The organism is Geomonas terrae (assembly GCF_004791675.1).
Taxonomy (GTDB): domain Bacteria; phylum Desulfobacterota; class Desulfuromonadia; order Geobacterales; family Geobacteraceae; genus Geomonas; species Geomonas edaphica.
The window spans coordinates 227142-252095 of record NZ_SRSC01000002.1 but is presented as its reverse complement, the minus strand read 5'-3'; the positions used below and the strand labels follow the sequence as shown (position 1 = coordinate 252095).

Sequence of the window (24954 nt, the reverse complement as noted above, 5' to 3'; positions counted from 1 at the left end):
TTGAGCTTATGTGGTTAGCACCTATTGAAGGACGAACTCCTTGGTCGTGCGGACGCCGCCGTCGATCAAGGTGACGGTGTGTCCTGACCGCTGCGGCTGGACCTGCACCTGGGCCTTGGCCTTCGGCGCCGATACCGGGCGCGGTGCCTTGCGCACCTGGCGCTTGGCAACTGCCTTGACAGGCTGTGGTGCGGCCGGGGGCGTCTCCGCCTGGACGGGGGGCACCGAGGAGCCGGCAAGAACCTTCGCTATGGTGGCCCCCTTGGCGTAGATGGGGCCGGTGTCGGCGATGTTTCTCAACAGAAGCTGCAGGGAGCCCTTGCTGCCACCGACTACGAGTTTCTCAGCATCGTCCGGCACGAGGTCGAGGGTGACCGTCGGGACGACCACGGGCTTACCCTCTTTCTGGTCGGTGATTTGTCCGGTGGCGAGCACCGGGATGTTCTGGAGGATGATCTTGCTGATGTTTTCGTTCTGGGATCCTGGCAGGGGGGTGGTGAGGACTACGTCGACGCGGTCATTGGGCGTGATGAAACCGGCGACCCCGGCGACCTCGTTCACAGCGACGGTAACGGCCCGGTGCCCGAGGGGGATGATGTAGGTCATGAAGCCGGACCCGGGGACTCCGGCCCTTGGTTTCAGCTTCTGCTCGGTTACCGCGTCACCGCTTGATATGGGGCGGATGGCCACGCGCCCGACCAGGGACTTTGCCTCGGAGCTGCTGCCGGTGGGAATGCTGTCCTTTGGCCAGGTGGTCACCTTCAACTGCGGCTCGGAAATCGTGCCGCCAATGGGGATGTCACCTGCGGCCACCACGATGCTCTGTGGCTGGACCGCCTTGGTCTTATTCATCTCCGTTTGCAGATAGTGGAAGGTGAGCCAGGCCGCGATTCCCGCGAAAACAAGCGCAAGAACCGCTACAACGATTACCGCCTTCGGTCGAGTCATAGCACCTCCTGAGGGTAGGCAGATTATTCATAACGCATCGAGGCCTCACCGGTGACGATGTTGGTGATGGGGATCAGTTTGGGTAGGATCGCCTCGTATTTATCCCAAGTTACTGCTACGCTGACGCTGTCGCCGGCGCTAAGCCCCGCAGGAGTCGCCAGTTCGGCATACGCGATATTGACGACCACTTCGTTTTTGGGAATGCCGTTGTAGATCGATTCGCAAATGGTCTTGTACACAGCGCCGTTGCCGGGGGATGCGACAAACTCGGCATCGGTGCAGGACAGGGTGTGGGTGGTGGCAGTGGCCGCCATGCCATCCTTATGTGTTGTCGCGTCGTACTTAGGGGTCACGACCGCGGTTCTTGCCGCGGCACGCGCGGCATTGTTGAGCGTGTTCTTCAGATACATGTATCTGCCGAACTCGAAGAGTCCCATGATCAATAAAATCAGCACGGGAAGTATTATCGCAGTCTCAACGATCGCCTGACCTTTTTGTTTATTCATTGTATTTTCCTAAGAACAACAAGTACGGCTCAGACATAGTATTGGTATCTTTTTATACAAACAAAGACAGTTGTCAAGAACTCTAACGCAAAAAAAAGAGAATCAAAGCCAATGAAAGATTAATGCCCTTTCACCAGAACACTGATTCTCCTTTTAAGTGAGATTCTATTTCTCTTAGACAGTCGGCCGCTGCAACTTATGGTTTGACTACCATCGAGTTGTCGACCTTGCTGAAGACTTGGCTGGTCTTGTTCCCAAGAGAAGTCATGATGGCAATAACCACCACCGCGATGAGCACAAGGATGAGAGCGTACTCGACCAGACCCTGACCTTTCTGACTTTTAAGGGCTGTGAAACCGGCAAGCAGGCGAACGTACAGAGCTTTGATCCATTCAGTCATGGCACATCTCCTTTTCGGCTTGATATATTCCGCACTCAAAAGTTGAGATGCAGGCGAATCCCATTCACTTTATAGTGTTGGCCACGCTGGAATTGATGACCTCGTATGTGTCATTAACCCGGCTGCCGAACCCCTGGACAGCGAGAAAAACAGCTACGGCTACGAGTAAGAGTATCAGCGCATACTCAACAAGTCCCTGCCCACTACTGTCAAACCGAATGCGCGTTCTGGCAAACTCTTTGAGGTTGACTGCTGGCATAAATCTCCGGGGTCGTGCGCGGCTGCAGCTTCGGTTAACTTGTAAATCAGTTATTAAATTAAGTCAACTTAGTATGCTAAAATAATAAAATTATTTTTTTATAATTTCTTTGTATACGATTGATATTTTATTAAATACACCTAAGACAGTTCTGCAATTATTAGGTTCAGTATACCCTGAGCACATTGTGTGCCGCCAATGCAGCGCAACGGACCAGTCCACTGCAAACGGCGGTTATCACGAAGTTTTACAGGGTAGTTGGATTTCCAGCTCTAAAGAATGACCAGGCGGGTGTAAGCGAACTGTAACGGGAAAGTGTAAAGAGAGTGTAAAGCAGTTGTAAACAGGCAAGACGGCGTCGTTACTTCGCGTCATCCTTCTTTATGCCGTATTTCTTTATAAGGGCGTACATGCTCGGCCTGCTGATCTGGAGTTGGCGCGCGGCCCTTGCGACGACATAGTCATTTTGCTCAAGCGCACGAACGACGCTCTCACGCCTGGACTCGGCACGGGGAGGCCCCGGCTGCGGATCAGGTGAAGGGTGCGCAGCGGCAGAGTGAAAATCCTCTTCCAGCTCCATGCACGCAGGCTCGATGAGCCCGTCGCTGGCCATCAGGAACCCCCTGCGCACCTTGTTTTCAAGTTCCCTCACGTTACCCGGCCATCGGTGTTGACGTATAGCCTCTACGGAAGCGGCGGAGAAATCGATGCGCCGGTTTTCGGCAGCGGCAAATCTCTCCAGGAAATGCCTGGCCAGACGGACCTTATCCTCGCCTCTCTCCCTAAGCGGGGGGAGCTTGATGGTAAAGGAGTTCAGGCGGTAGTAGAGGTCGGCCCTGAAGCCCCCTTCGACCATCGCCTTCTGCAGGTTGCGGTTGGTTGCGGCGACGATCCTGATGTCGATCTTTCGGGAGCCGGAGCCGCCGACCCGTTCGATGAGCCTGTCTTCGAGAAAGCGCAGGAGCTTCGCCTGTAGCGTCGCGGGGATGTCGCCGATCTCGTCGAGGAAGAGCGTGCCGCCATCGGCGGCCTCGAAGCGCCCCTTTTTCGTGGCGTAGGCTCCCGTGAACGCACCCTTCTCGTAACCGAAGAGCTCCGCCTCAAGCAGGGTTTCAGGGATGGCGGCGCAGTTGACCGCGACGAACGGCCCTTCCCTGCGCGCGCTCAGTTCGTGCAGGGCCTTTGCCGTCAATTCCTTCCCGGTGCCGCTTTCGCCAAGAAGAAGGACGCTCATCTCGGTCGGGGCAACCTTGCGGATCATCGCGAAGACGGCGAGCATCCCCTCCGAAGTGCCTATGAATTCGCTGTCGGGAGAGCGATGTTTGATCTTCAGCAGCTTGGAATCCACGAAGTCGATGATCTTGTCGATGTGCTCGAGGTTAAGCCGATTCAGGCGGATGTTGAGGCGCTGCGCGAAGGTGTTCTCGATGTGCCGTTCCAGGTAGCTGTCCTTACCGAAATTGAGGTACAGGTTGCATCTGTCGCAGGAACCTTCACGGGAATCGTCAGGGTGGCCGCAATACGGGCAATCATCACTCGGTGCGAGCCTTCCCTTGATGTGTCCCCAAAGCGCCTGCATGGTTTTCTTGTCGGAATAGAAAATACGGATGGCGGCGCCGTTTTCGCTCCGTCGCACCAACCTGGCCCGCAGTTCCACCTCCCCAGCTCCCGGCAGTACCGGCCGGATGGCGAAGAGCTCGGGGAGCTGGGTGGTGAGACCGGACACCAAAGCCCCGCTGAGGCTCAGCTCCTTGATGGTCACCGTTTCGCAGTGGCGCTCATCCCTCGAGATGTATTGGACGACAGAGTCCAGGTTAGTCCGGACTCTCACGTCGAGTCTGCCCATATGGTCCCCGCACGGTCTCACTGTATCAGGTGGACGCAAGCGTTAAAATATGTCAACATATCACTCGGCTTTTGTGTACCACGTTAAGACAGGAATCAGCCGCAACTGTCTCACACCCTTTACATATAGCGGATTTGATCTAGAATTCTACCCGTCGACGCGGAATTATTCCTACATTTGAGGACACCAATGCTAGTACTCGGCGAAAAATTGCTTAAGGAAAACGTGATAACGAAGGCTCAGCTTGATGCGGGGGTGGAGAGACAGCGCCACTACGGCGGGAGACTGGGGCAGAACCTCATCGCGCTCGGCTTTGTGACCGAGAGAGACATCAAGAAGCTGTACCAAAAGGACCCCCCTCCCCCGCGCACCGTGGAAGACACCGGACTCGACCTCTCCTTCATCGCCGACCTGATCACGAAGCACATCCTCTTCATGGGGGAGTTCCGGATGGCCGACGTGGTCGAACGGGTGAAGCTCCCCCTCTCCGTGGTCGGGGCGGTACTGGAAGTGCTTAAGCGGGAGCGCCTGGTAGAGATCAAGGGGGCCACAAGCTACGCCTCCGCGTCCTACACCTTCAAGATAACCGAGCTCGGGCAGAAGAGGAGTTCCGAGCTCATGGAGCTCTGCCGGTACGCGGGGCCGGCGCCGGTATCCATCGAGGATTACCGGAACATGGTGGAACTGCAGACGATAAGGTCGGTGGCGATAAACGACGCCAGCCTGCGGCAAGGCTTCTCGCATCTCGTGTGCAGCGAGGACCTCTTCAAACGCCTGGGGCCCGCCGTCACCTCGGGGAAGACGGTCTTCATCTACGGACCTCCAGGCAACGGCAAGACCGCCATCGCAGAGGCGATCGGCCATGTGCCGGAGGACCTCGTGTACGTCCCTTACGCCATCGACATCGGCGGGCAGATCATCACCGTGTACGACCCGGTGAACCACATGCCGGTGGTGCCGGTCCTGCCGCAGGAAAGCGTCGACCAGCGCTGGGTACTCGTGCGCCGGCCGGTGGTCATGGTTGGGGGCGAGCTCACCATGAGGATGCTCGACCTGGACTTCAACGTCATCTCGAAGTACTACGAGGCATCGCTGCAGTTGAAAGCGAACAACGGCATCTTCATCCTCGACGACTTCGGGCGCCAACAGGTTGAGCCGAGGCAGATCCTGAACCGCTGGATCGTCCCCCTCGATCGCAACATCGACTTCATGACGCTGCACACGGGTATGAAGTTCGTCGTCCCCTTCGACATGCTGGTCCTCTTCGCCACGAACCTCGACCCGAACAGCCTGCTGGACGAGGCGTTCCTGCGCAGGATCAGGTACAAGGTCGCCATCGACCGCCCCACCAAGGAGCAGTTTCAGCTAATATTCAAGATGGTATGCCAGGGCGCCGACGTCCCGTACGACCAGGCGGTGTTCGATTATCTGATGAACGATTGCTACCCGAGGTACGGGGCGGTTCCAAATGCCTGCCACCCGCGTGACCTCATCGAACAGATCGTGGTGGAATCGCGATACAACAGCGTCCCGGCGAGGCTCACCCGGGAGAACATCGACATGGCATGCGCCAACTACTTCGTCAGAGGGGACAGCTAGGCGGCGTCAGGCTCGAACCGCAAATGCCGACGGAGCGTTATCGCGTCGGCATCGGGCTTAGAAGCATACGGCGCCGCCGCAAGATGCTTTGGATCGTCATCGCGATCTACTTCCCGCAGGTCTGGCTGACCATCGAGTGCAGCGGTTCCAACACTGCCCTCGCCATCGTCTTCACCGTTTGGTTCATCATGCTCTGGAACTGCGTGATGCTGGTCGCCTTTGCCAGGTGCCCGAGCTGCGACAACTATTTCCACATCAAGTCCTTCTTCCCCACCTACCACAAGCGACACTGCCTGCACTGCGGGCTCTCCCTGTACGCAGACCTCGACTCCGAGTCCATCTGAAATCCTCGCAGAAGGCACCCCCCCCTATCCCCCCCTTCGCAAAGGGGGGAACGCTAGGCTCATGCAACGTTTCGTTAGCAGCTGCATTCTGCCTCACCCGAATCCTCTGAAGAACCACAACAGGCAAGAGCTGCCTCCATTTTTTGTCGGTGTAGTTGACATCTTCTCGAGTCGCGTTATTTTTAACCAATCCTAATTATTTTGTTCAAATTTTACTTCTCGTTACCACGTCGCCGCCGACACCCATACCTCGCGCGACGGGCGCCGTTTAGTCCATGCGGCGACACAAGAAGCAGGATTTATAGCATTTTTTACCCCGACAGCGCCCGGCGCAGCGAGAGAAGCCATGATATCCCACGCCCTCACCATCATAATGAACGAGCTGAACAAACATCTTCATGATGTGTACAACATGAGCGACGGCGTGAACCTTGGCAACGTTTCCGACATCTTTGCCTCAGGCGGTGGAAGCGGCAGCGTCTCGCGCGACAAGCTCTACATCTCGGCGGTGAACGTGAAAGAGGAGAAGACGCTCAAGAACGTTCCCAACTATGTGCGCAACGAGGCGACGCTAAAGGCAACCTACGAGAACCCGCCGGTATTCCTGAACTTCCTGCTCCTGATGACGGCAACGCACAGCGACTACGTGAACGCCCTTTCGATACTCTCACGCGTAATCCGGTACTTCCAATTCAGAAACGTTTTCACTGAGACGAGCGTCGATCCATCCTCCATCACAACTTCCAGCGTGCCGATCAACCCGCTCGACCAGTTACAGAGCTTCAAGCTGATCCTCGACATATACTCGCCGACACTGGAAGAGGTGAACCATCTATGGGGGACGCTCGGAGGGAAACAGTACCCGTTCGTCCTCTACATCATGCGCATGCTGGACCTGAAGTTCGCTTTCGTGGAAAAGGAAGAGAGCCTGATCCTTGAGATCGCACGCAACATATATCACAAACCGGCGGTAACGGTATAACGGCTGGCGCTTGAAGCACAAAGCCTCTCACGTAAAAAGGAGGAAGCACCCATGGCCACACTGTACAAGACACCGGGAGTTTACATCGAAGAGATACCCAAGTTTCCTCCTTCCGTGGCCCCGGTAGAAACTGCGATTCCCGCTTTCATCGGCTACACGGAAAAGGCGGAGGACGTGACCCCCGGGGACCTGACCCTGAAGCCGACGCGCATCTCCTCGCTGGTCGAGTACGACAAGTACTTCGGCGGACCTCAGAAGGAGCAGGACATCAACGTCGACGTGCAGGAAACACAGGTAAACAGCGTCACGGTCGACTTGAAGTCAACCGCAACCGTGGCGGAGAACGCGCGCTCCAAGCACATCATGTACTACGCGATGCAGATGTTCTTCGCCAACGGCGGAGGCCCCTGCTACATCGTCTCGGTGGGCGCCTACAAGGCGACTTTCGGCGGGGCGCTGGTCGAGACCGAACTGAAGGCGGGGCTGGACACCCTGGCGAAGAAGGACGAACCGACCCTCATCATCTTCCCCGAGGCCCAGAGTCTTTCCATCGCCGACTTCAAGGCGCTGCACGACGCGGCCCTGGCGCAATGCGCCGACCTCAAGGACCGCTTCGTGATCATGGACCTGCACGGCGATTCCATCTCGCTCTCGGACCCCGGTGGGAACCTTTTGACCGCGGTGAACAACTTCCGCTCCAGCGGCATCGGCGTGAACAACCTAAAGTACGGAGCGGTGTACGCGCCGAACATCGACACCATCCTCGATTTCGCTTACGACGATACCGCGGTGGACGTAACCATCACCACGAACGGTACGGCGGCTGCGCCGGTGAAACTGGACACCCTGAAGGGTGGTAACAACAGGGTCTACGAGCAGGCTAAGGCGGCAATCACCGACATGGCCTGCAGGCTCCCCCCTTCCACGACCATGGCCGGGATCTACGCGGCGGTGGACAACAGCCGCGGCGTCTGGAAGGCGCCCGCCAACGTGAGCGTGAATTCGGTGATCCAGCCATCCATCGAGTTCTCCAACGTCGAGCAGGACCAGATGAACGTCGACCCGGTGGCGGGGAAATCGGTCAACGCGATCCGCGCCTTCACCGGCAAGGGGACGCTGGTCTGGGGCGCGCGAACCCTCGCCGGTAACGACAACGAGTGGCGCTACGTGAACGTGCGCCGGCTCTTCAACTTCGTTGAGGAGTCGGTCAAGCGCGCCACCGAGCCTTTCGTTTTCGAGGCGAACGACGCCAACACATGGGTCCGTGTGCAGGGAATGGTGGAGAACTTCCTCACCGTGATCTGGCGCCAAGGGGCGCTGCAGGGGATTAAACCGGAGCATGCCTTTTTTGTGGCTGTGGGGCTCGGCAAGACCATGACCGCGATCGACATCCTGGAGGGGCGCATGATCGTCGAGGTGGGGCTCGCCGCCGTGCGTCCCGCCGAATTCATCATCTTCCGGTTCTCGCACAAGATGGCGGAATCTTGATCCTCCTCCCCTCGGAGGGGGGAGGTCGGGAGGGGGGAAGGAAGCCGGGTGCCGACGCTGCGCGCCCCCTCCCTGCCCTCCCCCTCCGGGGGCGGGAACATGAGTTCAACATAGAAAGGAGAAAGACATGGCGCAAGAGTACCCACTACCGCGGTTTCATTTCCAGGTCGACTGGGGCGGGGCGAAGATCAGCTTCACCGAGGTCACCGGGCTCGTCATGGAGCGGGAAAAGATCGAGTACCGCCACAGCGACAGCAGGGATTTCAACAAGATCGCCATGCCGGGCCTGGTTAAAAACAACAACCTCACCCTGAAGCGCGGCAAGTTCGAGAAGGACTTCGACTACAACACATGGCTCGAGGCGGTTGCCAACGAGCGGGTCGAAGGGCGGCGCGACATCATCATCAGGCTTTTGAACGAGAAGCACGAACCGGTGGCGGCCTGGACCGCGACCCGCTGCTTCCCGGTCAAGGTCACCGCCCCGGATCTGAAGTCGGACGCGAACGAGGCTGCCATAGAGACCCTCGAGGTCGCCCACGAGGGGCTGAAGCTGATGAAGGTCTAGGGGTGCCGCCATGGTGGACTACTATCCCCCCTGGGCCTTCTACTTCCGGGTCGAGTTCGGCATCAGCAAGAACAAGGACGACGTCCGATTCCAGATGGTCTCCGGGCTGTCGGTCGAGTACGACACGGAGGAGTACAAGGAGGGGGGCGAAAACCGCTTCACCCACAAGCTCCCCGTGCGCACGAAGTACGCCGACCTCGTGTTGAAACGTGGCATGCTGACCGATTCCGAGGTGATCAAGTGGTTCTTGCGGGCCTTCCGGGACCGGCAGTTCGAGCCCACCGACCTGAACGTCATCCTGATGAATGAAAAAGGTGAGCCGTTAAAGACGTGGCAGGTATCGCACGCCATACCGAGGAAGTGGCAGGTAAGCGACCTGAACTCCGGCGAGAATGCCCTGGTGATCGAGACGCTTGAGCTTACCTATCGGTATTTCACCGTGGCGTAGCGGAAAGTCCGTCCAGCTGTGTCCCATGTTAAAAGGGAGGCCTTTAAGCTCCCCCCTTTGCGAAGGGGGGACGGGGGGGGGATTGCTTTTTGTTGGCACCTCCAACAGCAGTCGCTCAGCATCTGTTATCGGCTTGTGCATGCGTGATAGTTCCGGTTGCATGAACAAACCAAGGCAAATCCCCCCTGCCCCCCTTCGCAAAGGGGGGAACGCTAGGGCAGATTCAGCGCGTTGTGGACACTGTTACTGTACGTTCACCTGATTCGGAAAGACATTGCAGGGACTAAGTGCCGGAGCAATTCATGCCCATCGAGATCAAGGAACTGCACATACGGGTCGCGCTGACCACCTCCCCTGCCCCGCCTCCTTCAGCAGGAGGCGGCGCGGAACGGGACGCGATCGTGAGCGAGTGCATCGAACAGGTGCTGCAGATCCTGGAAAACAAGGCGGAACGCTGATGGCGGACAACGGCAAACTGGAAAAAGTCCTGATCCTCGCCTTCGACACCTCGGAGGACGCCGAGCGCGGCAGCAAGGCCGAGGCGAAGGAGAGCTTCGAGGCGCTCATCAACCCGGAAAGCTACACGCTCGACTACAAGGTGAAGACCTCGGACGGCCAGGGGCAGGGAACCAGTGGCGCCCAGGCGAAATATGAATTCACCCTACCCGAGGAACTCACCTTCGAGTTCCTTTTCGACAACTCAGGCATCATTGACGGCAAGCCTAAGAAGGAAGGGGTGCAGCAGGACGTCGACCGGCTGCGCAAGATGCTGACCGGCTACCAGGGAAAATCCCACGAGCCGTACCATCTGAAGCTGGTCTGGGGAAGCCTCGTCTTCACCGGTCGCACCACGGAACTTTCCCTGACGCACAAGATGTTCAACACCGACGGACAGCCGATACGCTCCGTCGCCAAGGTTAAGTTCAAGAAGAGCATCGAGGAGAAGAAACGCGCCAGGAAGGAAGACAAGTCATCTCCGGACCTGACCTACAAGCGCACCGTGAAGGCGGGCGACACCCTGCCCCTTCTCTGCTACCGGGCCTACGGCGACACGAGGTACTACCTGCAGGTGGCACAGGTGAACGGGCTCGACAACTTCAGGAAGCTTACGCCTAACACGAGCATCCTCTTCCCCCCCATCAGCAAGAAAGGCGCCGACACGTGAGCACAGAATCGACCATACCCACTCCCGCCACGCCGGACGTCTGCACGGTCGAACTGCTCATGGACGGGGCGGCGGTGCCGGGGGAATACCACGTGATGTCGGTGGCGGTCCGCAAAGAGGTAAACCGCATCCCGACCGCGACGATCCGGATCCGCGACGGCGAGGCGGCCAAGGCGACTTTCAACGCCAGCAACGCAGACCTATTCCTCCCGGGGAAGAAGATAGAGATCAAGCTGGGTTACCGTTCACAGAACGACACCGTCTTCAAGGGGGTCGTGATCAGGCACGGCATCAGCGTGCGCAAAAGCGGCAGCCTCCTCACCGTCGAGTGCCGGGACGAGGCGGTGAAGATGAGCGCGGGGCTTAAGAGCCGCTACTTCGTGGACATGAAGGACAGCGACGTCATCGAGCAGATCATCGACACCTACAAGCTCGGAAAAGAGGTCGATGCCACCAAGCCGGACCTCAAGGAGGTCATGCAGTACAACTCGACCGACTGGGATTTCCTGTTGCTTCGGGCCGAGGCGAACGGGCTCGTGGTCATTGCGAGCGACGGCAAGGTGACCGTAACGGCTCCCGGCACCGGTGCCGCCCCGGTCCTGACCGTCGGCTTCGGTTCCACGCTCTTGGAACTCGACGCCGACATAGACGCGCGCAGGCAGAGCAAGGGGATTGTGGCGAAAAGCTGGGATGCATCGAAGCAGAAGGTCCTGGAGGCGGAAGCCAGGGAACCCGCCGCTTCTTCCAGTGGGAACCTGAAACCCGCCGATCTCGCCGCCATCCTGGGGAGCGATCCGCACGAACTGCGACACGGCGGCAAATTGGGACAGCCTGAGTTGCAGGCCTGGGCGGACGGGAGACTACGGACCGAGCGACTCGCGCAGGTGCGGGGCCGGGCGAGGTTTCAGGGCTTCGCCGCCGTCGCCCCGGGCAAGGTAATCGAGATCACCGGCGTAGGGGAGCGATTCCAGGGAAAAGTGTACGTCTCCGGCGTGCGCCATCAGGTGGACAACGGCAACTGGGAAACCGACGTGCAATTCGGCCTGTGCACCGAGACCTTCGCCGAAAGCTTTGAAGTGAGGCCCGTTCCCGCCGCGGGGCTCATACCGGGGGTGACCGGGCTGCAGATGGGTGTGGTCACCGTTTTGGAGAAGGACCCGCAGGGAGAAGACCGCATCAAGGTGCGACTGCCGCTCGTCAGTAAGGCCGAAGAAGGGCTCTGGGCGCGGCTCGCCACCCTCGACGCGGGGAAGGAGCGCGGCACCTTCTTCAGGCCCGAGATCGGCGACGAGGTCGTGGTCGGCTTTCTCTGGGACGACCCGCGCCACCCGGTGGTTCTGGGGATGTGCCACAGCTCGGCGAAGCCCGCGCCCGAAGCAGCCAAGGACAAGAACCACCGCAAGGGGTACGTGAGTCGCTCCAAGATGAAGTTCACCTTCGACGACGAGAAGAAGTCGGTGCAGGTGGAGACTCCCAAGGGGAACCGGCTGACGCTCTCCGAGGACAAAAAGGGCGTGGTGATACAGGACCAGAACGGCAACAAGATCACCATGGACGACCAGGGTGTGCGGATTGAAATTGCCAAGGACCTCACCTTGAAGGCGGCCAAGAACCTGAAGATCGAGTGCGGCTCCAACCTTGATTTAAGTGCCCAGGCCGCGCTGAAGGCAGCCGGCGCCTCGAGCGCCGAGGTGTCCGGCGCGAGCACGACGATAAAAGGAAGCGCGAAGACCGTGATTCAGGGGGGGATCGTGCAGATCAATTAAGGGATATCTGCCCTACCACTTGCGACCAAAGAGCAAATCCCCCCTGTCCCCCCTTCGCAAAGGGGGGGACGCTGGGGCATGTGCAGCGCTTCTTAGGTGGCATTCCCCCTTGGCAAAAGTTCACAGAATAATTCCTGGGACCCAGTGATGTGCTCACTCGGAGACCAAAAGATGAGGCATTACGTTCCCCCCTTTGCGAAGGGGGGACAGGGGGGATTTGCCTTCGTCAGGTGTAAGGAGCCCAAAACATGCTTCCTGCCGCACGCATCACGGATCTTATCGTCAGCACGGCCACACAGGGGGTGCCGACGCCGATCATACCGCCGGGGGCGCCGACCTTGCTCATCGGCGGACTTCCCGCGGCGCGCTTGGGTGACTCCTGCGGCGCGGACGCGATCATCAAAGGCTCGGCCACGGTAATGATCGGCGGACAGCCTGCGGCACGCATGTCCGACTCAACCGCAGGCGGCGGACTCATCCTCCCCCCCTGCGCCCTCACCGTGCTGATCGGAGGCTAACCATGAACCTCGACTTCCTGGGCCGCGGCTGGTCCTTTCCTCCCGATTTCGACAAGTCTCTCCCCGGCGTCGCCATGCTGGAACACGAGGCGGACATCGTCGCAAGCCTGCAGACCTTGCTCAGCACCTCCCAGGGGGAGCGCGCCATGCTCCCGCAGTACGGCTGCAATCTGGACGACCTGGTCTTCGAAAACCTCGACACCGGCACCAAGGCGCTCATGGCGGACAAGATCGAGACGGCGATCCTCTACCACGAGCCGCGCATAGAGCTCGAGAGCATCAACCTGGACGACACCCGGGAACTCGAGGGGGTCGTCCTCATCGAGGTGGTCTACCGGGTCAAGACGACCAACTCGCGCTTCAATTTCGTCTTCCCCTACTACAGGCTGGAAGGAACCGACCTCGATCTCGGGGTGACGGTGAACCTCCTGCCGGAAAACGACTAGGTCGATATGCCTAAATCCGCCGACTGCAAACAGAACAGGGATGCACTGAAGCCGCTCCGGGAAGGAACGAGCCAGGATCAGCGCCTCGCCCTACCCCTCGATCCGAACTTCGCACCGGTGGACCAGCGCGACGTGGCGCACGGTATGGTCTTCGCGCAGGCCTACGCCTCCTTCCTCAACTACTTCAACGCCAACAACGTGAAAGACGGCGACTGGACCCCTTTTTACGGCACCGACGTCTCGGTGCAGCTGGCACTCACAGCGGTGCAGGACGTGGAATTCTACCGCGGCAGGATCAAGGAGTTCCTCGACTTTCTGAAGGATCTGGGCTTCGGCTCGGACGAAACCAAGGCGAAGGATTACCTCGGCTACCTCTTCAGTAGTGTGGGGAGCCTCGCGCGACAGTTAGACCGGCTGAAGGACGCGCTTCCACAGGATCTCACCCTGAAGGGGATGCTGCGGGGCCTCATCGTGAACCAGCTCGCCCCGGCGCTGCACCGGCTCATCTCCTATTACAAGGCGGATCTCGCCGTGACGCCCGACTCGGATCGCCTGATCGCGGACCTGCAGCCGGGACTGGAGCTGTTCGGCGCCCAAACCGTCCCCTTCAGCGCTGTCTTCGCTTCGGGTCTGGGACAGGAATGGATCACCGACGCCTCCCCCGACTGGGCGAGCTACACCGGTGCCATCGCCGCGGACGCCTCGGTGTACGGGAGCGGCATCGAGCCGTTCCAAAGGATCAACCACATCGCGACGCACAACATGTTCACCTCGGTCCTCGATCAATTCCTGAAAAGTTACGCGAGGGTGGCGAACGAGGGTAAACAGGCGCTGGAGAAAACCCTGACCGACCGTGACGACCACCAGCCCCATTACGCGCTGTTTCTCGCCTTTCTGCGCCTCTTCGCCTACGCACGCGATGCGGCAAATACGCTCACCGCACGCCATCTCGACTTCTATTACCGGGAAATCCTGTGCCTGAAGGAGAAGCCGGCCCGCCCGGGACAGGTGCACCTCCTGGCTGAGCTTGCACGCCAGGTGGAAGATCGGCTTTTCCCGGAGGGTGAACTATTCAAGGCGGGGAAGGATGCTCAGGGAAAGGACGCCTTCTACGCGGGCGATGCCGATTTCGTGGCGAACCAGGCCAAGGTGACCGAGCTTAAGACCGTGTACCGTCACGGCTCTGAAAAGGTGGGACTCCTGAGCCCCAGCGGCGTGGATCAGGGGCGTCTCTTTGCCTCACCGGTCGCAAACTCTGCCGACGGCAAGGGAGCGGAGCTGACCAGCGAGGACAAGTCCTGGCACCCATTCCACAACAAGCGCTACCAGGATGGCTCGCTTGCCGCTATCGACATGCCCCGCGCCGAAACAGGTTTCGCCGTCGCCTCGCACTACCTCTTCCTGGCCCAGGGAAGCCGCACCGTCACGGTGACTTTCCAGCAGCCGGCGCCTGTCTCCGGTGATTTCACGGCCGACGTCATCTGCTCCTTCACCACGAAAAAGGGATGGCTCGACAAGTCCCCCCTCTCCTTCAGCCAGGTGACTGGGGGGCTCAGGGTGGTGGTCGCGCTCACCGGCGCCGATCCCGCGGTCACCCCGTACCTCTCCGAGACGCACGGCTACAACTTCGACACATCCCTACCCGTTCTCATGGTCAGACTCAGGCACCGCGACGACGCGAAGTTCCGGTACGAAAGCCTCGAGGACGTGACCATCACCGGCTTGGAGCTGACCGTCGAGGTGCAGGATCTGAAGGGAGCAGCGCTCGCAAACGACTTCGGCCCGGTGGACGCCTCGAAGCCCTTCCAGCCCTTCGGACCTTCGCCGTTGGCGAACAGCGCCTTTATCATCGGCTCGAAGGAGCTTTTCCAGAAGAAGCTGACCAGCGCCACGCTGCACCTCACCTGGCAGGGGACGCCCGCCCCCTACGGCGGCAAGACGGTCAACGCGGTGACCGAATACCTCCAGGGTGGGCGCTGGCACCCGTATCTGACCACGGTGCAGACCTCGGTGACGGACTCGAGCTTCACCCTGCTCGGCGACCCGCAAACCTCCGAAGCTCTCCCTTACCTGGACGCGCCCGACCCGACTGAGGACGAGCAGTTCACGACTGTTTCCCGAAACGGCTTCGTCCGCCTGAGGCTCGATGACGATTTCGGTCAGTCGAGCTACGAACAGGCGCTCATCGACTATATCAAGCGGGTGACCGACGCCGATCCGAACAACGACGGTACGAGGCCCACGCCGCCGACGGGACCGTTCGTCACCGAACTCACCCTCGATTACGCGGCGACCCAGACCATCCTCCTCGACAAGGCGGACGCGGACCTGTTCGCCGGGCGCCAGGCACGCTTCTTCAGCCTGGCCCCTTTCGGCACCGCCGAGCAGCACCCTTACCTCAAGGCGACCATCCCCACGGCGGACGCCTCCGTTTACCTTTTGCCCCAGTTCAAGCATCAAAACCGGGACGACCTGATGCTCCCGCAGGGGCAAAAGGTGAAGCACGAGGCGGAGTTCTACATCGGCATCAGCGATCTGGTGCCCCCACGCAATCTCGCCCTCCTCTTCCAGGTGGTGGACGGCAGCGCCGATCCGCTCTCGGTGAAACCCAAGCCGCACATCGAGTGGAGTTACCTTAAGCAAAACGAGTGGGTGCCTTTCGCAAAGGACGGGGTGGACGACCGCACAGCCGAACTGATCGACTCGGGCATCGTCACCTTTGCCGTACCGCGCGAGGCGTCGGCAGAAAACAGCGTGCTCCCCGCCGGGATGCACTGGCTGCGCGCGGCGGTGGCGGAAAACGCGGACTCGGTCTGCCGCCTGATCATGGTTGCGGCGCAGGCGCTCAGGGCGACCTTCGCAGACCGCGGCAACGACCCGGCCTTCCCGGCGACGCCCCTTCCAGCCGGGACCATCTCGAAGCTAGACCAGCCGGACGCCGCCGTGAAGGGGATCACCCAGCCCTTCCCAGGTTTCGGAGGACGCGGCAAGGAGTCCCCCGGGGACTTCTACACGCGCATTTCTGAGAGGCTCAGGCACAAGGACCGCGCCATCGCGCAGTGGGACTACGAGCACCTGATCCTTGAAGCGTTCCCTCAGGTCTACCGGGTCAAATGCCTGAACCACACCCAGTACGAGCCGGACGCAAGCGGCACCGGGATCTACCGGGAACTGGCGCCGGGACACGTCACCGTGGTCGCCATACCTAACCAGCGCTTCACGCACCTGCGCGATCCCCTGCGTCCCTACACGAGCCTTGGGCTCTTGGAAGAGATCACCCGTTTTGTTGAAGCGCGCACCTCCTGTTTCGTAAAGCTGCACGTAAAGAACCCGCAGTTCGAGGAGGTGCGCGTCGACTGCAAGGTGCGCCTGCACCCAGGCCTCGACCAATCTTTTTACGGACAGAAGATCTCGGAGGCGATCACCCGGTTTCTTTCCCCGTGGGCGTTCCCCGGCGGCGGGAGCCCCACCTTCGGAGGTGTGGTGCGCAAGTCGGTCCTGATCAACTTCATGGAGGATCTCCCGTACGTCGACTGCGTCACCGATTTCCGCCTCTTCCACACCTACCGCGACGAACACGACCTGCAAAGGACGGTGGAGGTGAACGAGGCGGTCGGCTCCAAGGCGGTATCGGTCCTCGTCTCGGCCAGGAAGCACACCATCGCCTTCATCGACCCTGCCGGGGTATCCGCTCCCGCCGAGGTGTGCAGGTGCGCGGTATGAGCCAACTCTCCGCAACCATAGCGAAACAGCCGCCGCTTCCCCCGGCCCAGGATTTCTACCGCCTGCGCCGGGAGGGGATCGCCTTCATTGAGCAGATGGCGAGCGCCCTTTGGACCGATTACAACGAGAGCGATTCCGGCATCGCCATCCACGAGGCCCTCTGCTACGCCATCACCGATCTCGGCTACCGCACCGGTTGGGACATCAAGGAGATCCTCGCCCCCGCAACCCCGTCAGGCGATCCGGCGCACCCCTTCCCGAACCAGCCATTCTTCACGGCGCGCACCATCCTCACCGTCAACCCGTGGACGGAGAAGGACTTCCGCCGACTGTTGATCGACCTCGAACCGGTGCGCAACGCCTGGATCATCTGCAAGGAGTGCGCGTGCGACACGAGTTACTGGGCCTGGTGCGAAGAGGAGGATGGGCTTGCCCTCTCCTACCGCCCGCCTGAGTCCGGGAGGCGCGGCATGGTTCAGGTCTGGCCGCTCGGGCTGTACGAGGCGCTACTGGAACTGGAGGAGGATCCTGACGCCGGGGATCTGAACGACAGGAAGATCGAGGCGGCAGCGGTGTTAAGCGACACGGCGGCAAGCGCCCCCGTCATACTCGAGCTCCGTTTCCCGGAGGTGTCGCTTGCCGACTGGGAGCAGTGGGAGCTGTTCCTGAAAAGCGACGACGCCTTCGACGGGAAAAACGGCGCATCCGTCAACCTCAAGCTGCTCCGTTTCGGGGCGACCAAGAACTACGATCTGCTGAACGACCCGCATCTCGACGAGCAGGGACGCGACGAGTACCTGAGGCGCCACTGGCGCACCATCTTTTATGCGACCTTCGAAATAGAGATCCTCCTTTCCGGGGCGAAGATCGTGCTGCAGGATGCGGCGCTCCGCCTGCTCGGGACGAGCGCCGCGCGGGACGCCGCCACGGTGGAGGCACTGAAAGCGATACTTGAGGACAAGACCTCTAACGGTATGATCCAGCGTTATCGGAGAAAGGAAAGGCTTAAGGCCTCCGCCATCGCTCTCGCCCGGAAGGAACTGGTCGCGCACCGCAACCTGGACGAGGACTTCTGCCGGGTAGGTGTGATCGGCATCGAGGAGGTGGCGGCCTGCGCCGACGTCGAGGTGGCGCCGGACGCCGACATCGAACTGATCCAGGCACGCATCTGGTTCGAGATCGAGCGCTACTTCAACCCGCCCGTCCCCTTCTACACACTGCAGGAACTCCTGGACCGGGGGGTGCCGGTGGAAGATATCTTCAACGGCCCCGAGCTCGCGAGCGGTATCCTGAGCGACGAGGACCTAGAGGCGGCTTCACTTAAGAGCGCGCTCTGCGTCTCCGACCTCATCAACCGGCTCATGGACATCGATGGGGTAGTCGCCGTGAACCAGTTACAGCTCACCAAGTACGACGCAGAGGGGAACCCGGTCCGTGGCGCCTACGACCCGATCTTCGGCAGCGACGGCAAACCGATCTTCGACCCGAACAAGGCGAGCGCCTCCTGGCTCCTCTACCTGTTGCCGCAGCACCAGCCGAGGCTGTACCGAAACGCTTCCCGCTTTCTCTTTTACAAGAACGGGCTTCCCTTCCTCCCGAGGATGGACGAGGCGCTGGACACGCTCACCCGCCTGCGCGGCGAGGCCGAGCGCTCAGCAATCCGCGGCGCGATGAACGACCTCCCGATCCCTGCCGGAAAATACCGGACACCGGATCGGTACTTCCCGGTGCAGTACAGCTTCCCGCTCACCTACGGCGTCGGTCCAGACCAGCTCCCCACCACGGCCTCGGCCCGGCGCAGGGCGCAGGCGCGCCAGATGAAGGCCTACCTGATGGTGTTCGAGCAGATCCTCGCCGACGCCTTCGCACAACTCGCGCACACCGCCGATCTCTTCTCACTCGACACCGCGGTGAACCGGACCTACTTCGCCGCCGAGCTCTCGGATTCGGTGATCCAGGGTTACTCAGAGCTCGTTACCGGCCTCAGCAAAACGCTGCTGGAGGCCATGCTGGAGACGCCGGAGGAATTCAGGGAGCGGCGCAACCGGTTCCTGGACCACCTGCTCGCCCGCTTCGGCGAAGACTTCAGCGCATACGGCCTACTGCTCGCAAAGGTGCTCGGGCAGGACATCGCCCTGGACCAGTTGATAAAAGACAAGATCGCCTTCCTTTCGGACTACCCGCGGATCAGCCACGACCGCGCCAGGGCCTTCGATTACCGGCACGACCCGTGCGGCGCGGAGAACCAGCCGGGCATCAGGCGTCGCATCGCTCTGCTTCTAGGCTACCCGGAACTCGACAAGCGGATGATCGTGGTGGAGCACCTGCTGCTCCGCCCGAAGTTCCCGGGAGACGCCCTCTATCCCGCCTGCACCGACGGTCACTGCAACACCTGCGGCGCCGAAGATCCCTACTCCTTCCGGCTCACCTTCGTCATGCCCGGCTGGCTCGATCCCTTCCATGCCGATCTGGAGATGCGCGGCTACGCGGACCGGGTGATCCGCGAGGAGGTCCCATCGCACCTCGTCGCCAAGATCTGCTGGGTGGGAAACGACGGCTACGTCGAGGACCCGTGCGATCCGGTGCTCGGTCGGCTCGCGGCACTTCTGGAGCGCGAGGGGCGCAAGCAGGACGGTCTTCCTCCCGGCGAGGACGAGGCCTGTGCCTGCGCCATCGCCATTCACAAGGAGTTCGCGCAGGTGTTCCTGCTCTGGTACCAGGAGAACGCGAAGAAGCACTTCCACGCGGACGCCCTGAAGATGGAACTGGAACTCACGTTCGGCGACCAGGTCAAGCCGGAGGAGATCGCCTGCGGCGTGGCGCTCCCCTTCGAACTCTGGACCCAGGTTTTGGCAGTGGAGGTTGAACACTTCGGGCAAATCGCCCTTTACGGGCTGCAGTACGAGCGTTTCCAGGCGGCCTGGTGCGACTGGCTCGCGGCCAACGCCGGCTTCGACTGGACCGAGGAGCGCCTGGAAGAAAGGGTGGAGGCTGTCCTCACGCGGAACCTCCTGTCGCCGGGCGAGACGGTGAATCGAAGCGGCGCCAACCTTTGCCACTGCGCCCGGGGCATCCTGACCGGCTTCGGGATGGAGTTCTACCAATGGATGGACGGCCTCTTCCGCTCCGGGAGTTTCACGCCCGATGCACAGCTCCCAACCTTCCCCATCGATCTCGGGCAGGCGTGCCCGGGCGTTTCGTTCCAGGCGGGGACGACGGAAAGGATACGCGCACTGCTCGAGGAGAGGTACCACGCCTACCGCGAGGTCTCCTACCTTCTGCGCGTGGTGCTCGACCTGCTGGGCGCATTGAGCAACAGCTATCCCCCCGCGACGCTGCACGACTGCGACGAGGGCAACGACAAAAACCCGGTACGTCTGGGTACAACGGCTCTAGGAAACTGATCGAGGTGCTCCGCGATGAAACCTTCACAAGATAACTTCCCCGTCTTCGAGGCGAACCAGGTGCTCTCCTTCTCACACCTGAACCAGGTTTTTGACTACCTGGACGAGCAGGAGCGGCTCACCCGCGCCAACCTGATCGGCATCGGCATCGTCTGCGGGCTGGAGATCGGCCTCTCCCAGAACGTCGACGGAGGCCTCGCCATAACGCTCACCAGGGGGTGCGGCGTCACCTCGCAGGGGTACCTGATCGTGGAGCCAGAGGACGCGTTCCTCGTCAGCTACCGGCAGTACCTCCCTCCCACCGATATCCCCTACCCTCTCTTCATGAAGGGGGACGCCCCCTATCCCATATGGGAGCTCTTTCCAGCCGGTGAGCCGGAAACGGTCTCCATCACCACCCCGGAGGGCTTTCTTAACGACAAGGCGGTGCTCCTTTTCCTGGAGCTGAAAAAGGAGGGGTTGCGTAACTGCAGCATGAACAACTGCGACGACAGGGGAAGCGAGATCACGGTAACGGTGCGCCGCCTCCTTATCGGCGTGAACGACTTGAAGGAGATCATCGCGCGGGCGAACGCCCTGGAGGGGAACGGCACCGTCACCGATCTCGCCCAAACGCTCTTGGAGCGGCTGAACATCCCAGAAGTGCTCCTGCCAAGGATCGACGTGCCGAACACGGCCCCCGCCACCTCGCAGGACGTGTACGCCGCCTTCCAGGCCGCATTCACAGGAGAAAAACTCGTGCAGCAGACGGCGACGGCGCTCACCGCCGCTTACGACGCGTTCAAGCCGCTGGTGCAGCAGAAGTACCCGGACAACCCCTTCGCCGATTTCACCGGCCGCTTCGGGTCCCTGGACCACACGCCAGGCTCCACGGCACAGGTCAGGTTCCTTCAGTACTACTACGATTTCTTCGACGACATCTCGAAGGGGCTGCGCGACCTCTCCCATGCGGGCGCCGAACTTTTCGCGGTCTGCTGCCCACCGGAAGGGCTCTTCCCGCGCCACCTGATGCTTGGGGTTCTCTTCCCGAACAAGGTGAGCACACCGGAGCTGTACCGGACCCCGTTCTGGCCGTCCCCGGCGCTCTCCGGCGGCGAGGATCGTATCGTCGAGCTAGAGCGGCTCTTCGAGCGCCTCGTGGAGATGACGACGCGCTTCACAGATGCTCCGCCGCTGCCGCTTGCCGGCTTTTCGCTCCTCCCCTCGACCGACAGCACGATCAGGATCACCCCGAGCAGGCTCGGGGAAGCCCCTCTTTCCGGGAAGGCGATCCCCTATTACTACCTCTTCACCGGGACCCCGCCGCTTTACCGGCTCTGGGACCCCGAGAAGACGCGGCGTAACCGCGCCAACCAGAACCTCGGCTACCGTTCCGACTCCTACCAGCCACCTGCCCCGAACTTCGTGACGCAGACGCTGCGTTACGACCTGGAGCCGTACAACTTCCTGCGCGTCGAGGGGCACCTCGGCAAGAACTACCAACGCGTGATGACGACGCTCCTGACGCTCAAGTCACGCTACCGCCTCCCCATCGAGGTAATCGCGCTGCGCACCGGCGCCTTCGACGAAAAGGTGACCGTCGATCTCTCCAAAAAGGGATGTCGATTCCAGGACCTCGAGACGCTCTACGAGAGCGTGAAGGCGGAATCTACCTGCTTTCTTTGCGCGGAGCTGCGCTACTTTTACGCGCTACCCTTCGAGACCCGCTCGCCGGTCACCACCCCGGTCAAGCCGCAACTCGCCGTGCTCGCCAACTGCGCGCCCGATTTCCTGGTACAGCCCCAGACGCTGGGACGGCTCTTCGAGGACTTCCTGGCGAACCAGCCCGGCGGGGCCGTCCCCGAGATCGATCCGAACGTCATCATCAACTTCCTGAACAGCCAGAACGCGGGGCAATCAAACCTGATCATCTTCTACGTGATCGCGTGCGTGGCGAAGCTTTTCGAGCAGTACGCGGCGTCGCTCGCCGAGCTTGACTACACCGCCTTCGAAAAGCGTTACCAGGATCTTTTGCGGGTGACCGAGGCGGTGGAGAAGGAACGGGAGGATGCGGCCGGAGCCATCGAAGGAACCATCAACCTGCTCCGCTGGGAGGAGCTCGACGACCGGCTCGAGGCGATCCTGTACCACTGCCGCCTGGACGTAGTGAAGGCGCTGGAGGGAGAGTTCGAGGACCGGTTGAGGGAGGTGAAGCAGAGGCTCTACCTCGGGACCTTCCTGCGCGATCACCCCGGCATCCAACACAAGGCCGGGGTTCCGTTAGGTGGCACCTTCATCGTCGTCTATCACGAAGAACCGGCCAGGGTGCTCCAGCCCAGAGGCGGGATCGATCTCGGCGGGCTCAGGGACCGCTTCCGCTTCGACAGGCCCGTGGCACCAGAGGGCGTTACCGCCAGGACGGGACCGGCGGCACCTTCGGGAACGGCCACACTCTGCGCCGACGTGGAGCCCGCCGCCATGATGGACGCCTTCACCAGGATGGCGAGCAAGCCCGAACTCGCGGCGGACCCTGACGTACGGCTCGTACTGGGGGCCTTCACGGGACGGGTGCCGGACCTTGGCGTGACGCGACCGCCACGGACCGGTGCCGAAGACATCATCGAACAGACGGTACGGGAGCTGGAGGACGGCGCCGTCATCGCCGACTTCTACCTCCCTTATCTCTGCTGCTCGGACTGCGCACCCGTGCAGTTCGTACTTCCCACGCCGCCGCTCAGCTTCACCGTGCAGACCGGCTGCACTAACGCCAACAACCAGGCGGAGGTGACCATCACCCCCGAGGGGGGGACGGCGCCCTACAGCGTGAAGGTGGACCAGCAGGACTTCACGCCGCTGGCCGGTGTGCTGGCCCTCTCCGCCGGAACCCACGTCATCTCTATACGCGACCAGGAGGCAACCGTCTCCGCGCCGCAAACGGTATCGATCCCGGCGCAACTCGTCCTCGGGGAGCCGCGCTTCGACTGCATCGGCGACACCGGAACTTACGTCGCCGTCATGGACATAGAGGGCGGCACCCCCCCGTACACGCCTAACCGCGGCTCGGTCAACGGGACCGCTTATTCCAGCGGCAACCTCCCCGGTGACACCGACGTCGAGATCGTCATCACCGACGCGCGCAACTGCAGCGCCTCGGCCACCCTCAGGCACACCTGCACCCAGCCGCTCGCCTTCAGTGCCACGGTCGGATGCACCGCCCCGGACAACCAGGCCCCGGTCGAGATAAAGGTGACCGGCGGCACCGCTCCATACAACGTACAGATCGACACCGCTCAGCCCGCTCCGGCAAACCAGGCGTTGAAGCTGAACGTCGGCGGGCACAGCATCATCGTGCACGACGCAGCCGGGACCGCGACCGCGCCGCAAACCATAGTGGTGCCGCCGCCCCTCGTGCTGCGGGAGACCGATTTCAGTTGCGAGGGGACCGCGAGCTATCGCTCCTTCATCCGCATCGAAGGAGGAACGCCCCCCTTCACGGCGAACGACAAGCCGGTCACCGGGAATTTCTTCAACACCGATCCCATCCCAAGCGGAAACAGTTTCTCTGTTACCGTTGCCGACCACAACAACTGCACCGCCTCGCTCCAGGTGCAGCACAACTGCGAACAGGCCTGCGACCTTCCTTGCGGCGGCCAGTCGCGCCGCTGTGCCTACCGGCTCTGGATTCAGCCCCCCTTCCAGGACGTGCGCTACGAGAGCTATCGACAGGAGCGCGAGGTGCGGCTGCGTTTCAACGGCCGGGACATAACGCTGCGCGCCGACGGGCTCCCCATACCCGATGCGGGCCATTTGAACGAGAACTTCAACGATGCCGTCGGGAGCTACGTGAAGGCATTGAACGAGGTGGTCAACCAGGCCCTGGTCGAGCAGGCGGGCGCCGCGCCGGGACGTCTGGTCTTCAGCTTCCAGCCCGACGACGCCCTTCCCTTCGCCGTGCTCTTCATCGAGTACTTTGTCTGCGACAACTTCAACCTCGAGTTCCGTTACAGCTTCGCCAGACCGAACCCGGCCTTCTCGATGGTGATCCGCTACACGAACGAGCCGGCGGCGACCGGCGCGCCCTTCGACGGCGCAGTCTTCATCAACCAACGCCTGAACAACAAGGAGACCAGGGTTCCCGCCTTCGACTGCAGCGAGCGCAACCAGTGCACGCACACCGACTACCAAAAGCTCTGCGAAGGGCCGCAGCCGGAACTGGACATGAATGTGGAGCGCGCCACGGAGAACGGTGTGCGGCTGGAAGGAAAGGTGGGGAACCTGCCGAGAGAGGAAGTAGCCGCCTGGGTGTGGGACCTGCCGCTTGCGAACAGCAGCGAGCCCTTCTACGAAGGGGAGCAGGTAGATGCGCAGGTGCAGCGCCCCAATGGCCCGGTGCAATTAGCCGCTATCATCCGCAAAGGGTGCTTCGGAGCAACGAAGAAGGAGCTGTAGACCGACCCCGCCCGCTTGAGACACGCAACGCCTCCCCCCGGAGGGGGGAGGTCGGGAGGGGGGATGTCTGAACGGACGCTGCGCCCCCTCCCCGCCCCTCCCCCTCCGGGGGAGGGAGT

Annotated in this window: 18 protein-coding genes; 14 read left to right on the top strand and 4 right to left on the bottom strand. The window is 61.3% G+C overall.

Going from position 1 to position 24954, the window contains the following annotated elements:
• Positions 1-21: 21 nt before the first annotated feature.
• The 4 genes from cpaB to E4633_RS08360 form a co-directional block, all read right to left on the bottom strand.
• Positions 22-948, bottom strand: a complete 927-nt coding sequence (cpaB, locus tag E4633_RS08380; RefSeq protein ID WP_135869803.1) for a Flp pilus assembly protein CpaB — start codon at positions 946-948, stop codon at positions 22-24.
• Positions 949-971: 23 nt separating this feature from the next.
• Positions 972-1454 (bottom strand): TadE/TadG family type IV pilus assembly protein, encoded by a 483-nt coding sequence (locus E4633_RS08375; RefSeq protein ID WP_135869802.1) that lies wholly within the window; start codon positions 1452-1454, stop codon positions 972-974.
• A 196-nt stretch (positions 1455-1650) separates the two neighbouring features.
• Entirely contained in the window at positions 1651-1854 is a 204-nt protein-coding gene (locus E4633_RS08370) for a Flp family type IVb pilin (RefSeq protein ID WP_135869801.1), read from the bottom strand.
• Between the two features lie 620 nt (positions 1855-2474).
• Entirely contained in the window at positions 2475-3959 is a 1485-nt protein-coding gene (locus tag E4633_RS08360; protein ID WP_135869799.1) for a sigma-54 interaction domain-containing protein, read from the bottom strand.
• 189 nt (positions 3960-4148) lie between these two features.
• On the opposite strand from E4633_RS08360, the gene E4633_RS08355 reads away from it, so the two are divergent.
• From E4633_RS08355 to E4633_RS08295, 14 genes are all read left to right on the top strand, one after another.
• Positions 4149-5558 (top strand): ATP-binding protein, encoded by a 1410-nt coding sequence (locus E4633_RS08355; protein WP_135869798.1) that lies wholly within the window; start codon positions 4149-4151, stop codon positions 5556-5558.
• On the top strand, positions 5525-5902 hold the full coding sequence (locus E4633_RS08350) for a hypothetical protein (protein WP_135869797.1): 378 nt from the start codon (positions 5525-5527) through the stop codon (positions 5900-5902). Before E4633_RS08355 ends, E4633_RS08350 begins: the two co-directional genes overlap by 34 nt.
• 346 nt (positions 5903-6248) lie before the next feature.
• Positions 6249-6884, top strand: coding sequence for a DUF4255 domain-containing protein (locus E4633_RS08345; protein ID WP_135869796.1), 636 nt, complete (start codon positions 6249-6251; stop codon positions 6882-6884).
• A gap of 51 nt (positions 6885-6935) precedes the next feature.
• A complete protein-coding gene (locus E4633_RS08340; RefSeq protein WP_135869795.1) occupies positions 6936-8372 on the top strand; it encodes a phage tail sheath family protein in 1437 nt (478 codons plus the stop codon).
• Between the two features lie 127 nt (positions 8373-8499).
• Positions 8500-8937 carry a phage tail protein gene (locus tag E4633_RS08335; protein ID WP_129126110.1) on the top strand — a complete coding sequence of 146 codons (438 nt, stop codon included), beginning with the start codon at positions 8500-8502 and terminating at the stop codon, positions 8935-8937.
• Between the two features lie 10 nt (positions 8938-8947).
• A complete protein-coding gene (locus E4633_RS08330) occupies positions 8948-9385 on the top strand; it encodes a phage tail protein (RefSeq protein ID WP_135869794.1) in 438 nt (145 codons plus the stop codon).
• Positions 9386-9687: 302 nt separating this feature from the next.
• A complete protein-coding gene (locus E4633_RS20565) occupies positions 9688-9843 on the top strand; it encodes a DUF5908 family protein (protein ID WP_198419411.1) in 156 nt (51 codons plus the stop codon).
• Positions 9843-10550, top strand: a complete 708-nt coding sequence (locus tag E4633_RS08325) for a CIS tube protein (protein WP_135869793.1) — start codon at positions 9843-9845, stop codon at positions 10548-10550. Before E4633_RS20565 ends, E4633_RS08325 begins: the two co-directional genes overlap by 1 nt.
• Positions 10547-12316 carry a type VI secretion system tip protein VgrG gene (gene vgrG, locus E4633_RS08320; RefSeq protein WP_135869792.1) on the top strand — a complete coding sequence of 590 codons (1770 nt, stop codon included), beginning with the start codon at positions 10547-10549 and terminating at the stop codon, positions 12314-12316. The genes E4633_RS08325 and vgrG overlap by 4 nt, the downstream gene beginning before the upstream one ends.
• 248 nt (positions 12317-12564) lie before the next feature.
• On the top strand, positions 12565-12834 hold the full coding sequence (locus E4633_RS08315) for a PAAR domain-containing protein (RefSeq protein WP_135869791.1): 270 nt from the start codon (positions 12565-12567) through the stop codon (positions 12832-12834).
• A gap of 2 nt (positions 12835-12836) precedes the next feature.
• Positions 12837-13280, top strand: coding sequence for a GPW/gp25 family protein (locus tag E4633_RS08310; RefSeq protein ID WP_135869790.1), 444 nt, complete (start codon positions 12837-12839; stop codon positions 13278-13280).
• Between the two features lie 6 nt (positions 13281-13286).
• Complete coding sequence (locus E4633_RS08305; protein ID WP_135869789.1) at positions 13287-17003, top strand: baseplate J/gp47 family protein; 3717 nt, start codon at positions 13287-13289, stop codon at positions 17001-17003.
• Entirely contained in the window at positions 17000-20407 is a 3408-nt protein-coding gene (locus E4633_RS08300) for a hypothetical protein (protein ID WP_135869788.1), read from the top strand. Before E4633_RS08305 ends, E4633_RS08300 begins: the two co-directional genes overlap by 4 nt.
• Before the next feature lie 15 nt (positions 20408-20422).
• Entirely contained in the window at positions 20423-24835 is a 4413-nt protein-coding gene (locus E4633_RS08295; RefSeq protein ID WP_135869787.1) for a hypothetical protein, read from the top strand.
• The last annotated feature ends 119 nt before the right edge of the window (positions 24836-24954 follow it).